We start from the raw sequence: 13,642 nt of genomic DNA, 5'->3' as shown, positions 1-13,642 counted from the left end.
GCTCGAAGGGGGTAAACAAAAACGCTGTGCCGGGAAGTTTTCAGCCGTGTCTTCCCTCTCTGTGTGCCATGCGTGATCGCTCATGTCCTTGTCATTGCATGTAAATCATTATTGATGATTCTTACTATACGATGAAAAAAATCAAAAGGCAATAGTTTCTCTTACTTGTTGCGGCGGTTTTCGCCTTCAAGTTTGACTGGAACGGTCAATGCCTGGATCCGCTCCATAATACGCGCTGCTTTCAAGTCTTCTTTTTCGCCGCGCTGTGAATAGGTCAAATGGTGCGCGAGTTCAGAATAGCTGAAGTTCGAGCTCATGAAAGTCGGCAATTTTTCCGCCATCCGGTAATGAAGGATCGTACCGAGCACTTCATCGCGCGTCCAGCTCGACATCGCTTCAGCTCCGATGTCATCGAGCATGAGCACGTCGGCTTTTTTGACGTATTCGATTTTTTCCTGCAGCGTGTGGTCACCGATCGCTTGTTTCATTTCACGCATGAATTCCGGAACGAACACAAGAACCGTTTTCACATTGATCTCCGCAAGTTCATTCGCGACCGCGCTCAGCAAATAGGATTTGCCAGTCCCGAACTTGCCGTATAAATACAATCCTTTTTCCGGAAGCGAATCCGGGCCTGTTGCTTTCTCCAGAAAATCATCAACTGCGCGGAAAGCAGGCAGCCTGCGGTCATCGAGCTCGAAGTTTTCGATTCTCGCCGCCATCACTTCTTTTGGCATATACATGCTATGGATAAGTGAAGAGGCGTGGCGCTTATTATCTTCAGCAGTCTTCAACCGGCATTTGGTGTACGAGATGCCAATATTGCCCCGCTCCAATACGAGATTCGGTTCGAATCCTTTTAGATGATTGATGCACCCGCCGAGGTTCGGGCATTTATTGCAGTCATGCGATTGGTCGATATATTCGTATAGCTTGCCCATTCCTTTATCCACTGTCGGCCCGTCGATTTCCTCTTCGTGTTCTTTAAGGAATTTTAGGACGCCGGGATGTTCCATTACTTCTTTCTTCATTGCATCATAGCGCTCGGAAAATGAGGGCGCATTGACCACTCGCTTCATCGTTTCACGAATCGGTTCCATCTAATCACCCTTTCTTTTCTTCAACGCAAGCTTCGCAAGCAATTTTTGTTTTTCCTGTTCGAGCTGTTCACTTGAAGCTCCTTGTCCAGGCGTTTCCACTTCGTCTTTCTTATTGAACCATTCAGGCAGCTTTTCTTCGCGGATCGGCTTGCGACCGGCAGATGCCGCTTTTTTAGGGGCGGCACCTGATTCGTTTTTCCATTTCATGTACTGTGTATGCTCGATGCGTGCAAATTCCATCGCCTGTTTGGCTGTCGTGACATTTTTCCTCAACCAATGCGAGGCAATTTTTTCTACATACGCTTTTGTCAGTTTCATATCCGTGCGCAACAGGACGTATTGAAGCAATACATTGACGACAGCCGGCTCCATGCCATGCTGTGTCACCAATTGGTTCGCTAATTGCACATCGGCCGGCAGCGGTTCTTTGCCGTCTGCAATATCGCGCAGCACTTGAAGCGGCGATGCTGATTCTAAATATGCGATCAACTCGTCCTCTTTGTTTATAGGTCCTTGTTGTGTGTCAGGTTGTTGCGTTTTCGGTTCTGCCTTTTTGACAGGCTCGAGTTTCGGCGCAGTCGTCGTGACGGTCATTTTATAATAATCGGAAGCGGCTTTTCGCAGCCCTTCCTCATCAATCCGGTAATCATCTTCAATCGCCAGCAATACGACCTTTTGCATTTCAAGCGGGCCGAAACCGTAGAGAAACGAAAGCTTTACGATAAAATTGCGGATGGCCGGCGTCAGCACGCGCTTCGGCACAAGCTGTTCGGACAGTCCCTGACGCAGCAACGTAAAATCAAAGTCTTGTTCCATCTCATATTCCCCGTCTGTCCGGGATTCAAGCTCTTTTTCGTCTGCAGGATACCCCAACTTCGCATGCACCGGCTGGAAGATATCCGTAAAAGTTCTGGAAACTTCTGCGTATCCCGTTGCGAGCGGCGTCTGGATGACAAAACGGTCACGGACGCGCCGATAAGACGATTCCCCGATTTTACTGAACAGGAACATCGACAATAGTGGGTCGGCAAAAAAGGTTTTCGGGTCGAGCGGCGGGCACAGTTCGTAGATGAAGGAACGGTTTTCCCCGTCTTTCCGGAAAGTTTTCAATAAGCCGATCGCTTCGAGTTGGATGCGGGATTCAAAAATCGCCTTGACGGGTTTTCCGAGCGTGTTCATCAATGTATAGTGCGTCGAATCCTCAGACCGCATTTCACCGTCTGCCCAAAGCGTCAAATAAAGGGAGATGGCGTCAGACCCGATCATCGGCTGATAGAGGAGCGTCAGCAATTGGCGGTCGTAATTGGAAAATGGATACGGCATGCGGATCCGGTACAAGTCGGCGGGCTGGAGTTCTTTGTACATCGTCATGTGGTCACCGCCTTATTTGCTGTCCTTGTCACCGGGATTGCGATCAAGCAGATCCTTGAGTTCATCGATGAAGACCGTAATGTCTTTGAACTGGCGATAGACGGAAGCGAAGCGGACATAGGCCACTTCATCGATATCCGCTAAACGGTTCATGACCAGTTCTCCGACTTCTTCCGATTTCACTTCAGGATTGCCGCTCCGGCGAAGTTCTTTTTCGATATCGAAAACGACCCCTTCAAGCATGTCGAGCGAGACTGGGCGTTTTTCACACGCGCGGATCAAACCGCGCAACACTTTCTCGCGGCTGAATTCTTCACGGGAGCCATCTTTTTTCACGACGATCAGCGGCATCTCTTCCACTTTCTCGAAGGTGGTGAAGCGATAGCCGCATGCTTCACATTCACGACGCCTGCGGATTGATTTCATTTCATCTATTGGCCGCGAATCTACTACGCGGGTGCCGTTATGCTGGCAAGCTGGACATTTCATGGTAGACATCTCCCCGAAAATTCTCTATCTGGTAGTAACAGTATAACAAAAAAATTCCCCAAACATTAGAAAAAGCAGAGGATTTTCTCCTCTGCTTGTGTTTTGCGTTATTAGCGGTCAATTACACCGTCAGTGACACTTTTGTCGCTCCGGCGCCGACTGGTCCCATGCCGCGTGGCACTTCAGTTACTTCGCTCTGCTTTGAATCCAAAGCTTGCGCGATGTAATCAGCTGCAATTGTTGGATCAAGATCTCCACAAGTGTACACATCGACACTCGCGTACCCATGTTCCGGGAAGCTGTGGATAGTCAGGTGTGATTCCGAAATAATGACTACGCCGCTGACACCCTGTGGTGCAAATTTATGAAAAGCGACTTCGCGGATTTCCGCACCTGATTTGAGTGCTGCATCAACAAAAGTCTTTTCGATATAGTCCATATCGTTTAATTTGTCAAAATCACACTGCCAAAGTTCTGCGATTACGTGACGTCCCATAGTTTCCATGGTTCGTTTCCCCCTTTGATAACATTTTGGTTTTGCGCAAAATATTCAAAGTTGACTACCACGGGGGAAAGTTAGTCCAGAGAGGTCCTAACCCTTTAAGCAGTCATAAGAATAATAATATACGCTCCTAATTCCTTGCTCTACATAATAAATAGAATTGAGAAGTGGCAGCCGTTTTTGGCTACGATTCATAGTATATGATGAATGTTTTCGAAATGCAATAAATAAATGCTTCAGCAGGCAATTTTTTTAATATAACGACAAAAAAAGATTCCGCTTTTCAATAAGAAGAAAAGCGGAATCTTTTTGCATTATTTTGAAGCGACAGCCATAGAATTGGCTACCTTTTTCATCAAGTCGACAACGCGGGCCGAGTAGCCCCATTCGTTATCATACCAAGCGAGCACTTTCACTTTGCGGTCGCCCATGACAATGGTAGTCAAACCGTCAACGATTGCAGAGCTCGGGTTCGTATTGAAATCGATCGACACAAGCGGCTCCATTGTCAAATCGAGGATGCCCGCTAGCGCCCCTTCCGATGCTTCCGTGAATGCACGGTTGACGTCTTCTACCGTTACGTCCTGTTGGACATCGACGACAAGATCGACAAGTGACACATTCGGCGTCGGGACACGAAGCGCCAAACCGTGCACTTTCCCTTCCAGTTCAGGTAGAACCAAGGACAAAGCTTTTGCAGCCCCTGTCGAAGTCGGGATAATCGACTGTCCACAAGCGCGTGCGCGGCGAAGATCCTTATGAGGGTTATCCAAATTCTTTTGGTCATTAGTGTACGCATGGACAGTCGTCATCAATCCGTTTTCGATGCCGAATGCATCATTCAACACTTTAGCGACAGGCGCCAAGCAATTCGTCGTGCAGCTGGCATTTGAGATGATGTGGTGTTTTTCGACATCCAATTTATCATCATTGACGCCCATCACAATCGTGATGTCTTCGTTTTTGCCAGGAGCAGTCAAGATGACTTTCTTTGCTCCCGCATCCAAATGAAGCGCAGCTTTTTCACGCGAGTTGAACTTGCCCGTCGCTTCGATGACGATATCGACGCCCATTTCCCCCCACGGGAGTTCCAATGGGTCGCGCTCATTAACCAATTGAATACGCTTTCCGTTTACAACCAACGCATTTTCTTCCGCTTTCACTTCACCGGAGAAGGTACCGTGATTTGTGTCATACTTAATCAAGTGAGCAAGTGTTTCTGCCGGATAACCGGCGTTGACCGCCGAAATCGTCACGTCATCCATCAAAACTGCTTGTCTGAAAACCATACGGCCGATGCGGCCAAACCCGTTAATTGCAATCGAAACTGTCATGTATTTGTCCCCCAATTAAATAAGTCATACTCATATTTTCAATTCGATATATAGTATAACACATTATTCGGTTTAGAGAACCTGAAAACGAAAGAAAGCGCATACTTTTTTACGGATGTGTCTGCCAGTCGGCTAATATGCGCATTAATTGCCGCTTTGTGTGATCAAGAGAACCGTTGTTATCCAGCACTTCGTCAGCACCTTGTTCTTTGACGCTAATCGGCAACTGTGACGCAATACGCGCTTTGGCTTCCTGTTCGGCCAATCCGTTGCGCTCCATGAGCCGTTTTAATTGTTCCTGCTCCGACACGCTGACGACCAGGATCTTGTCGACCATGTGTTGGAGTTTGCTTTCGAATAACAGCGGAATATCCATGATAACGGTTTCATATCCTTCATCCAAAAATGCTTGGCGCTGCCTAAGCATTTCCCGGCGTATTGCCGGGTGGATGATATCATTCAATTTTTTTCTGCTCGCCGGGTCGTTGAAGATGATTGCCCCGACTTTCTCGCGGTCCATCGACCCATCAGCGCGTATCACTTCCGCGCCGAAAGCTTGCTCGATGCTGTTCAATGTGTCCGTTCCGGGCTCGACAACTTGTCTGGCGACCAGATCTGCGTCAACGACCGGATATCCCAATTCCTTGAACATTTGCGAGACGGTGCTTTTGCCGCTCGCGATGCTGCCGGTCAATCCGATGATCATGTAGTTTCCTCATTTCTGGCAAGACGGGCAGTAAACAGACGCCCGGCTCGCGATTTTCACTGTTTTGGTTTCCGTTCCACAAATCGTGCACGTCTTCTTGCCGTACATGCCAAAACGATTCTGCATGCTGCCTGATTCCCCGTTGATATTGCGGTAATCGGAAATCGTGCTGCCCCCTGCTTCGATGCTCTCGAGCAAAATGGCGGCAATGGCCTGGAACAATTCAATTTTGCGTTTGCGGCTGATGCGGCTTGCGGCGCGTTTTGGGTGGATCTTCATGCGGAACAGCGCTTCTGTGGCATATATATTGCCGCATCCGGAGATGACCGTGCCGTCCATGATGACTTCCTTGATCGGTTTGTTGCGGAATTTCGGGCTTTCTGCTTGCTGCAAGAACCATTCCTGGGCTTCGTCAGCGAAAGGTTCCGGCGCCATTAACAGAAGCGGCGGAAAATCCCCTTCTGTCTCCAATACACGCATTTCCCCAAAACGCCTAATATCCGAGAACGCCAATAAGTTGCCATCATCGAGTGTCAGCACCACATGGACGTGGCGCCTGAACTTGTCTTCTGGGATCGCCAGCAGGCTATCGACGAAAAACCATGCACCCGACATGCCCAGATGGTTGACGAGCAGGAATTCCTGCTCGTTTTTCATGGTCATGTAAATATATTTGCTGCGCCGTTCGACGGCGAGTATTTGGGCACCGGTCAGACGCTCTTGAAAGTCATCCGCTTCGATGCGTTTCAAGATCGCTTCTTTGCCCGATTGCTTTGATTTTCGGATCGTATCGGACACATCGACCGAGACGATGCGTTTGCCGATCGACACGGGGCGGACTTGCCGGACCACCCCTTCTACTTCCGGAAGTTCCGGCATCGCACATTCCTCCTTATTTTGTATCGTACCAAGTATCGCCTGACGCGATATCGACTTTCAATGGCACATTGAGTTTCACGGCCGACTCCATCACTTCCGGAACCAATTCCATGAGTTTTTCAAGTTCTTCGGCAGGCGCTTCAAAGATCAATTCATCATGCACTTGCAAGATCATCTTCGACTGCAGCCCTTCGCGTTCAAGCGCGATATCCATTTCGATCATCGCCTGCTTGATGACATCGGCCGCACTTCCCTGAATCGGCGTATTCATTGCGGTACGTTCCGCAAAACTGCGCAAATTGAAGTTCGAACTGTTGATGTCCGGCAAATAGCGGCGGCGGTTCATCAAGGTCGTGACAAAACCATCTTTTTTCGCCTGTTCAACAATTGAGGTCATATAGCCCTGCACTCCAGGGAAACTTGCCAAATACCGCTCGATAAAGTCAGCTGCTTCTTTGCGGGTGATGTTCAAGTTTTGCGACAAGCCGTAGTCGCTGATGCCGTAAACGATGCCGAAATTGACCGCTTTGGCCGCGCGGCGCATATCTGAAGTGACTTCTTCGAGTGATACATTGAACACGTCACTGGCTGTTTTCGTGTGGATATCCAGATCCGATTGGAACGCTTCGATCAAGCTTTCGTCTTTCGACATATGGGCAAGTACGCGCAATTCGATCTGTGAATAATCCGCTGCGACCATGACCCAGCCAGGTTGTGACGGGACGAACGCTTTGCGGATTTTGCGTCCTTCTTCCAAGCGTACCGGAATGTTTTGCAAGTTCGGGTTCGTGGAACTGAGCCTGCCCGTTGTCGTCAAGGCTTGTTGGAAACGCGTATGGACCTTGCCGTCCTCGTGAATTTCTTTCAATAATCCTTCAATATACGTCGACAGCAATTTACCGAGCTGGCGGTACATCAGGATATGGTGGATGATTTCGTGTTTGCCTTCCAATTTCTCCAATACATCCGCAGCCGTCGAGTAGCCGGTTTTGGTTTTCTTGATAGCTGGCAAACCGAGCTGTTCGAATAAAATAACTCCAAGTTGCTTCGGCGAATTGATATTGAATTCCTGTCCGGCAAGTGAATAGATTTCCTGTTCGATCATGCCGAGCTTGCGCTTCAACTCCACGCCCATGTCAGCCAATTGGCCGCGGTCCACTTTGACGCCGAGCGATTCCATTTGGCCTAGCACTTTTGCAAGCGGCAGCTCCAATTTATCGTATAAGTCAAATTGCTCGTTTTCCTCCAGCTTTTTGACGACCACGGGGCGCACATTAAAGATCGCTCTCGCTTTTCTCGCCATATGCTCATTCAAGTCAGCCGCTTCAGGAACTTTTTTCTTTGCCCCTTTGCCGTAGACCTGTTCGTTGGTCGACACATCCGAGTAGCCGTATTCACGGACAATATCGGCTAAATCCGTGTACTTCAGCGATGGATTGACAATATAGGCACCGAGCATTAGATCAAAGTCGACACCGTCGATTTTGATGCCTTTTCTTAGGAATGCCGCAGTCGCCGCTTTTGAATCGGACATATATTTGGTTGCAGATGCGTCTTCGAGCCAAGCTTTCAGCGCATCCGACTCCACCACTACTTCCATCGGGATGACATACGTCGCTTTTTCGGACGCCAATGAAACGCCAAGCAAATCACAGCTATGGTAATGCTCGTCGTATAATTCCAGATGCACCGCCATGCCGTCCTCTAACAGGCTCGCATCGACCGTTTCGAGTACTTCAAAATTCAAGTCTTCCTTTTCAGTTGCCTCAGCCGTATAATCCAGCTTCTCCAGCAATGATTTAAATGCGAGCTCGTTCCAGATGCGCACCAATTCATCCTGGTCCGGGCCTGCATAATCAAGTTCATCGATCGACACTTCTACCGGCGCTTTATTCATTTTCCACGAGCTTTTCTTTCATTTTGCCTTTTTGTTCTTCGATCGCTTCATAGACACCTTCAACCGACCCGTGTTTGGCGAGCAGCTTCAAGGCCGTCTTTTCCCCGACGCCTGGAACGCCCGGAATGTTATCGGAAGAATCGCCCATCAAGCCTTTCATGTCGATAATCTGCAGCGGCGTCAGGCCGTATTTTTCTTGGATATGGTCCACTGTGTATTTCTCGATATCGGTGATGCCTTTTCGTGTGATGTAGACGACCGTCGAGTTTGAGGCGAGCTGCGTCAAGTCCTTATCACCGGAAACGACGACGACCTGGTCGCCCGCCTGTTCGGCTTGAAGGCTCAACGTGCCGATGATATCATCCGCTTCGTAATTATCGAGTTCGTATTGTTTGATCTTGTATGCTGAGAGCAGCTTACGCAAATACGGGAACTGTTCCGACAGTTCCGGTGGAGTCTTTTGCCGGCCGCCTTTGTATTCTTTATAGGCTTCGTTGCGGAAAGTGGTTTTTCCGGCGTCGAATGCCACCATCATATGGGTCGGCTTTTCTTCCTCCAATAGCTTTTGCAGCATCGTCGTGAAGCCATAGACTGCATTCGTGTGCACTCCGTTGTCGTTCGTAAGTAATGGCAGCGCGAAAAATGCGCGGTATGCCAGGCTGTTGCCATCAAGCAATAAGATTTTCTTTGACACAAAATTACCCCTTTCCATAAAAAAAGCCGTCATTCCCTTTATTTTACCACGCAGGCAAATAGAAGAGAAATGACGGCTCCAGTCACTATTCAAGATTTCCGGATAACAGTCTTGCATAAGGTGAATCCGACGGCATGATGATGACCGTATCTTCACCGACCGTTTTCGAATACGATTCGAGTGAACGGTATAACTCATAAAATTCAGGGTCTTTCGAGAACGACTCGTTGTAGATCTGGGCGGCTTCCGCTTCCCCGTCAGCTTGGATCAAGGCCGCTTCTTTTTTGGCGGTCGCAATGACTTCCTGTGCTTCGCGGTCGGCTTGTGCTTCGATTTCACGCTTGCGTGCATCGCCTTGCGACAAATAATCCTGTGCAGTTGAATCCCGCTCCGAGATCATCCGCGTAAAGACGGCTTGTTCGTTTTCTGCTGGCAAGTCGGTGCGTTTCATGCGGACATCGACAACTTCGATGCCGTACTGGTCGGTGTTGAGCAATTCATTAACTCTCTCTGTCACCGTATCATTCAAGCTGCCGCGCGATGAATTTTCATCGTTGATGATTTCATCATAATTTAACTGGCCGAGCTCGGTACGCACGACAGAATAAATGAACTCTTCCATGCGCGATTCAGCATTGATGATCGTACCGGCATTCGAAATCATGCTCAGTGGGTCAGTCACTCGCCATACTGCGTAATTATCGATCAAGATGCGTTTTTTGTCTTTTGTATTGATCTCCGCTTCCGACACATCATAAGTCATCTGGTATTTCGGAATCGTCGTGATGCTTTGGATGAACGGGATTTTCATCTTGATGCCCGGATCTTCCTGGACTTTGACGACTTCGCCGAACTGCCGGACAACGCGGTATTCGTTTTCTTTTACGACATAGGTATTGGTCAGCACGATCAACAATGCGAAAAAGACAAGCGTCGAGATGAGGATCGGTTTCCAGTATTTCCGGTAATTGATCGGCTCTCTCGGTTCTCTCGGTTTTTTGTCCCGATTTTTATTGCCGAAGATGTCCGTTGTATTGGAGTTGCCAAATGGCTGTTTTGGATCCATCAGTTGCCGCCTCCTTCATCAGTTTCTTCTTCCGCTGCCGGCGGTACTACGGTCTGTATTTCACCGAGCGGCAAATACTTCATTGTTCCCTCATCGTCATTCATGATATACAATTTGGCATTCGGTAGTACCGACTCCAAGGTTTCCATGATCAAACGCTGCCTGGTCACTTCCGGATTGCCTTCGTATTCCGCATACAGTTTATCGAATACCGCGACATCTCCTGTCGCTTGCTCGACGCGTTCAACTTTTTGTGCTTCCGCACGGGAGTTGATGGCGGATTTCTCACCTAGAGCTTCGTTGCGTTTTTGGTTTTCGTATTTATTCGCCTCGTTGATTTTCGTGTTCATCGTCTCACGGGCATCCGTCACGTTCGTGAACGCTGCACGGACTTCTTCGTTCGGCAGCTCCACATCCTGAAGCTTGACCGCCAAGACGGAAATGCCGATATCGTATTCTTCGATTAGTGATGATAGCAAGTCGCGTGTTTCCGCTTCGATTTCCGCTTTCCCTGAAGTCAAGGCGTCATCGATCAAGGAACTTCCGATGATCGACCGGATGGATGCCGATGTTGCGTCATGAAGCATTTCGCGTGGATCCTCCGCATTGAAGAGAAATTTTTTCGGGTCGGTGATTTTCCACTGCACGACGAGATCCGTCAGGACGATGTTCTCGTCTCCTGTAATCATCTTGGTTTCTTTGTCGTATGCAGTGACTTCGCCATCCTCGTTTTGGTCATAGCCGAATTGAAGGCTATACGTTTCTTTTGACATCACTTCCGCTTTTTGGATTGGCCAAGGCATCTTGAAATGAAGCCCCGATTCCGTAACCGGCTCTCCTGCTTCACCGAATGTGATTATGACTGCCTGTTCCGATTCATCGACCGTATACCAGGAAGTAAAGACAGCAACCAATAATAGGATGCCGACGACCGACAGCCCGACAATCGTCAGGATTCGTTTCGTGGTCATGTTGTTTCCCCCTTTTTTTCTTTATAACTATGTATACGGAATGATTGTGAAATAGTTTCAAGAAAATAGAAAAAGAGCCCGGGGAGGGGCTCTTTTTCAAGTCATGCGGTTGAAGGGGGTTCTATTAAAGAATAGCACCCGATTGTGAAGCTGGTGTTAAGCCTGTGTAAACTTACCATTGATTGTTTTTGTATTTTTTATAATAATTCACTTGGCGCGCAAAAAGATACAGTTTGCGTTTCATATGGGTGTCTTTTTTATAGAACAGTGGATTGCCCCATTTCTTTTCCTTGATCAGGCGCTTGATGTCTTTTTGGACTGCCTGATTTTGGACGAAGTTGCGCAATACCACTTTGGGGACGACCGTGAACAGGAAATCTTCATTCAAATACGTAATCGGCTTTTCAGTTTTGTAGATTAAATCATCGACCAAGTACTCTGCCATATTGTGGCCTAGCGCCGTCACGTAATAGCTGGAACGCCCCTGGCGGATATTCACTTCGAAGACCTTGAACTTCTTGTCGCGCGAATCGTATTTCAAATCGAAATTGGCGAAACCGGTATAGCCGACCGCTTCGAGGAAATGCTGGAGCTTTTGCATCATTTCCTTGTCGAAGCGCGTGATGAGGGCCGTGTAATTGCCAATGGCCGTCACGGTATGCTCTTGCAAGACAACTTGCGCGAACGTCACCAATTGCGTCTGGCCTTTCGAATTGGCGTAAATGACGGAATCCCACATATATGTATCATCGCCTGGAATGAAATCCTGAATGATCAATTCATCACGGTAGCCGCTTGCCTTGATTTTCTGGACGACTTCGAACAACTCTTTCGGGCTATCCACTTTATAGACTTTTTCCTGGCCTTCGAATTTATTGCGGCTGTATTCGATGCCATTGCTCGGCTTGACGACGACCGGATACATCATATCGCTATCGTCGAACGGCACATCCTGGCTGCAGTCGTAAAAATAAGTGGTCGGTGTATCGATGCCATGCTCTTTGCACAGTTCGTAGAAGTTCGCTTTCATCTGCAGCTGGTTCATTAATGCTTCATTCGGATAGTTGAAAACATAATGCTCGCGCAGCACTTTGGCATTTTCGATGATCAAGCGTACGTATAAATCGTTCGTCCCGACCAGCAGCAAGGTTTTGCCAGGAGCTCTGTATTTGTCTGCCATACCAATCAAAATATCCGCGAAATGTTCCGGTTCGGATAATTTTTTATCAAATTCGATGGTTTCAGTGATAGAGCTCATCTCCGTAAAGGACAATGGCTCCTTGCCGATCAAGATCGGCTTGATGCCGTATGCTTCGTGAAATGAAATTGCCATATTGTAAGCATTCATATCAGTACCGACAATGATCGGCAAAAATGGGTGTTTGGTTTTCATATGTTCCTCCTAAATTTCTTCCGCAAGCGGCAAATAGACGGTAAAAGTCGTTCCTACCCCGACTTCGCTTTCCACTTCGACATTGCCATGATGCGCTTCAATGATGTGTTTAACAATTGAAAGCCCAAGTCCTGTGCCACCTGAATTTCGGCTTCGGGCCCGGTCAACCCGGTAAAAACGCTCGAACAAGCGGCCGATTTCGGATGCTTCGATGCCGATTCCCTGATCTTCCACTTTCACAACCGCCCGATTTCCTTCCACATATAATTTCAGCGTCACCAGGGTGTTTTCTTGTGAATAGGTGGCAGCATTGATCAATAAATTGACGATCACTTGGATAAGCCGGTTCCCGTCGCCATTTACGATGACCGGTTCCAGATTCAGCTCAAGGCCAATGTTCTTTTCAGCCAGTTTCGGGTGCACCGTCTCAACAGCCCGTTCAATGACGGCTTTCATGTCTGTCGGCTCCAATTCGATGTGGAAAGCGGAACGCTCCATATTCGACAGGTTGAGCAAATCATTGATGAGCATTTCCAAGCGGTTGCTTTCCGTCTGAATAATTTCCAAAAATGACAATAACGTATCGGTATCCTGATAAGCCCCATCCAATAAGGTCTCGGAGAAACCTTTGATCGAGGTGACGGGCGTGCGCAGTTCATGGGAAACGTTCGCCACGAAATCTTTGCGCACTTGCTCCAACTTCTTCAACTCGGTAATGTCGTGGAAAACGATCACCACACCGAGCCAACGCTCGTGTTCACCAATGACCGGTGCACCGTAGACGTCCAGGTTCTTCATTTTAAGCCCTTCGGCAAACTCGATTTGGTCGCGTGAACGGGTCTCTGTCATGAAGACTGTTTCAATGAAGGATTTCAGCTCGGGTGCGATTTCGATTTCCCTGTACAGGCTGCCAAGAACCGTTTCACTGCTCAGGCCGGTTTCCTCAAGAAATGCCCGGTTGACCAATGAAATCGTCCCTTGCCGGTCAATCATCACTAACGCACTGCCCATATTCTCGATCAGGGTTTTCAGCCTCTCCTGCTCCATCAAGCGGACAGTGGCCACTTCCTGCAAATTTCGGGCAAGCACATTGATTGTCTTGTTCAGCTCCAAGCTGCCCTGGGCGTCGGATTCATAAGCACGTGCGCGGTAATTCCCTTTCACGAGCTCCACTGCGGTCGCCGTGGCATTTTCCACCGGCTCCACTTGCAGTCGGATAATGCGGTTTCCGATGACTGCA

General features: G+C 48.4%; 11 protein-coding genes and 1 pseudogene. All 12 read right to left on the bottom strand.

Annotation, left to right across the window (positions count from 1 at the left end; genetic code table 11):
• Positions 1–161 precede the first annotated feature (161 nt).
• Positions 162–1,100 (bottom strand): primosomal protein DnaI, encoded by a 939-nt coding sequence (dnaI, locus tag ON064_RS12975; RefSeq protein ID WP_058381067.1) that lies wholly within the window; start codon positions 1,098–1,100, stop codon positions 162–164.
• Positions 1,101–2,471, bottom strand: a complete 1,371-nt coding sequence (locus ON064_RS12970; protein WP_274625095.1) for a replication initiation and membrane attachment family protein — start codon at positions 2,469–2,471, stop codon at positions 1,101–1,103.
• A 12-nt stretch (positions 2,472–2,483) separates the two neighbouring features.
• Entirely contained in the window at positions 2,484–2,960 is a 477-nt protein-coding gene (gene nrdR / locus ON064_RS12965) for a transcriptional regulator NrdR (RefSeq protein WP_101190108.1), read from the bottom strand.
• A 121-nt stretch (positions 2,961–3,081) separates the two neighbouring features.
• Positions 3,082–3,465, bottom strand: a complete 384-nt coding sequence (gene speD, locus ON064_RS12960; protein ID WP_068868886.1) for an adenosylmethionine decarboxylase — start codon at positions 3,463–3,465, stop codon at positions 3,082–3,084.
• Positions 3,466–3,776: 311 nt separating this feature from the next.
• Positions 3,777–4,796, bottom strand: coding sequence for a glyceraldehyde-3-phosphate dehydrogenase (locus ON064_RS12955; RefSeq protein WP_274625094.1), 1,020 nt, complete (start codon positions 4,794–4,796; stop codon positions 3,777–3,779).
• Between the two features lie 109 nt (positions 4,797–4,905).
• Positions 4,906–5,502, bottom strand: a complete 597-nt coding sequence (coaE, locus tag ON064_RS12950; RefSeq protein WP_274625093.1) for a dephospho-CoA kinase — start codon at positions 5,500–5,502, stop codon at positions 4,906–4,908.
• A 9-nt stretch (positions 5,503–5,511) separates the two neighbouring features.
• Positions 5,512–6,381 (bottom strand): bifunctional DNA-formamidopyrimidine glycosylase/DNA-(apurinic or apyrimidinic site) lyase, encoded by an 870-nt coding sequence (mutM, locus tag ON064_RS12945; RefSeq protein WP_274625092.1) that lies wholly within the window; start codon positions 6,379–6,381, stop codon positions 5,512–5,514.
• A gap of 13 nt (positions 6,382–6,394) precedes the next feature.
• Positions 6,395–8,990, bottom strand: a pseudogene (polA, locus tag ON064_RS12940) (DNA polymerase I).
• Positions 8,991–9,057: 67 nt separating this feature from the next.
• Positions 9,058–10,038 (bottom strand): protease modulator HflC, encoded by a 981-nt coding sequence (hflC, locus tag ON064_RS12935; RefSeq protein ID WP_274625091.1) that lies wholly within the window; start codon positions 10,036–10,038, stop codon positions 9,058–9,060.
• Positions 10,038–11,009, bottom strand: coding sequence for an FtsH protease activity modulator HflK (gene hflK, locus ON064_RS12930; protein WP_274625090.1), 972 nt, complete (start codon positions 11,007–11,009; stop codon positions 10,038–10,040). Before hflK ends, hflC begins: the two co-directional genes overlap by 1 nt.
• A 172-nt stretch (positions 11,010–11,181) precedes the next feature.
• On the bottom strand, positions 11,182–12,402 hold the full coding sequence (locus tag ON064_RS12925) for a carboxylate--amine ligase (RefSeq protein ID WP_274625089.1): 1,221 nt from the start codon (positions 12,400–12,402) through the stop codon (positions 11,182–11,184).
• Between the two features lie 9 nt (positions 12,403–12,411).
• Positions 12,412–13,642: two-component system histidine kinase PnpS (gene pnpS, locus ON064_RS12920; RefSeq protein WP_274625088.1), on the bottom strand; the 1,231-nt coding region annotated here is incomplete at its 5' end.

Source organism: Planococcus sp. A6 (assembly GCF_028823615.1).
Taxonomy (GTDB): Bacteria; Bacillota; Bacilli; order Bacillales_A; family Planococcaceae; genus Planococcus.
The sequence above is the reverse complement of the archived record's forward strand: the minus strand, read 5'-3'. Positions and strand labels throughout refer to the sequence as shown.

Excerpts from the sequence above, each read along its gene's own strand:
- hflC (WP_274625091.1), bottom strand. The coding sequence starts at position 10,038 with ATGGATCCAAAACAGCCATTTGGCAACTCCAATACAACGGACATCTTC.
- nrdR (WP_101190108.1), bottom strand. The coding sequence starts at position 2,960 with ATGAAATGTCCAGCTTGCCAGCATAACGGCACCCGCGTAGTAGATTCG.
- coaE (WP_274625093.1), bottom strand. The coding sequence starts at position 5,502 with ATGATCATCGGATTGACCGGCAGCATCGCGAGCGGCAAAAGCACCGTC.
- hflK (WP_274625090.1), bottom strand. The coding sequence starts at position 11,009 with ATGACCACGAAACGAATCCTGACGATTGTCGGGCTGTCGGTCGTCGGC.
- ON064_RS12925 (WP_274625089.1), bottom strand. The coding sequence starts at position 12,402 with ATGAAAACCAAACACCCATTTTTGCCGATCATTGTCGGTACTGATATG.
- speD (WP_068868886.1), bottom strand. The coding sequence starts at position 3,465 with ATGGAAACTATGGGACGTCACGTAATCGCAGAACTTTGGCAGTGTGAT.
- ON064_RS12970 (WP_274625095.1), bottom strand. The coding sequence starts at position 2,471 with ATGACGATGTACAAAGAACTCCAGCCCGCCGACTTGTACCGGATCCGC.
- dnaI (WP_058381067.1), bottom strand. The coding sequence starts at position 1,100 with ATGGAACCGATTCGTGAAACGATGAAGCGAGTGGTCAATGCGCCCTCA.
- mutM (WP_274625092.1), bottom strand. The coding sequence starts at position 6,381 with ATGCCGGAACTTCCGGAAGTAGAAGGGGTGGTCCGGCAAGTCCGCCCC.
- ON064_RS12955 (WP_274625094.1), bottom strand. The coding sequence starts at position 4,796 with ATGACAGTTTCGATTGCAATTAACGGGTTTGGCCGCATCGGCCGTATG.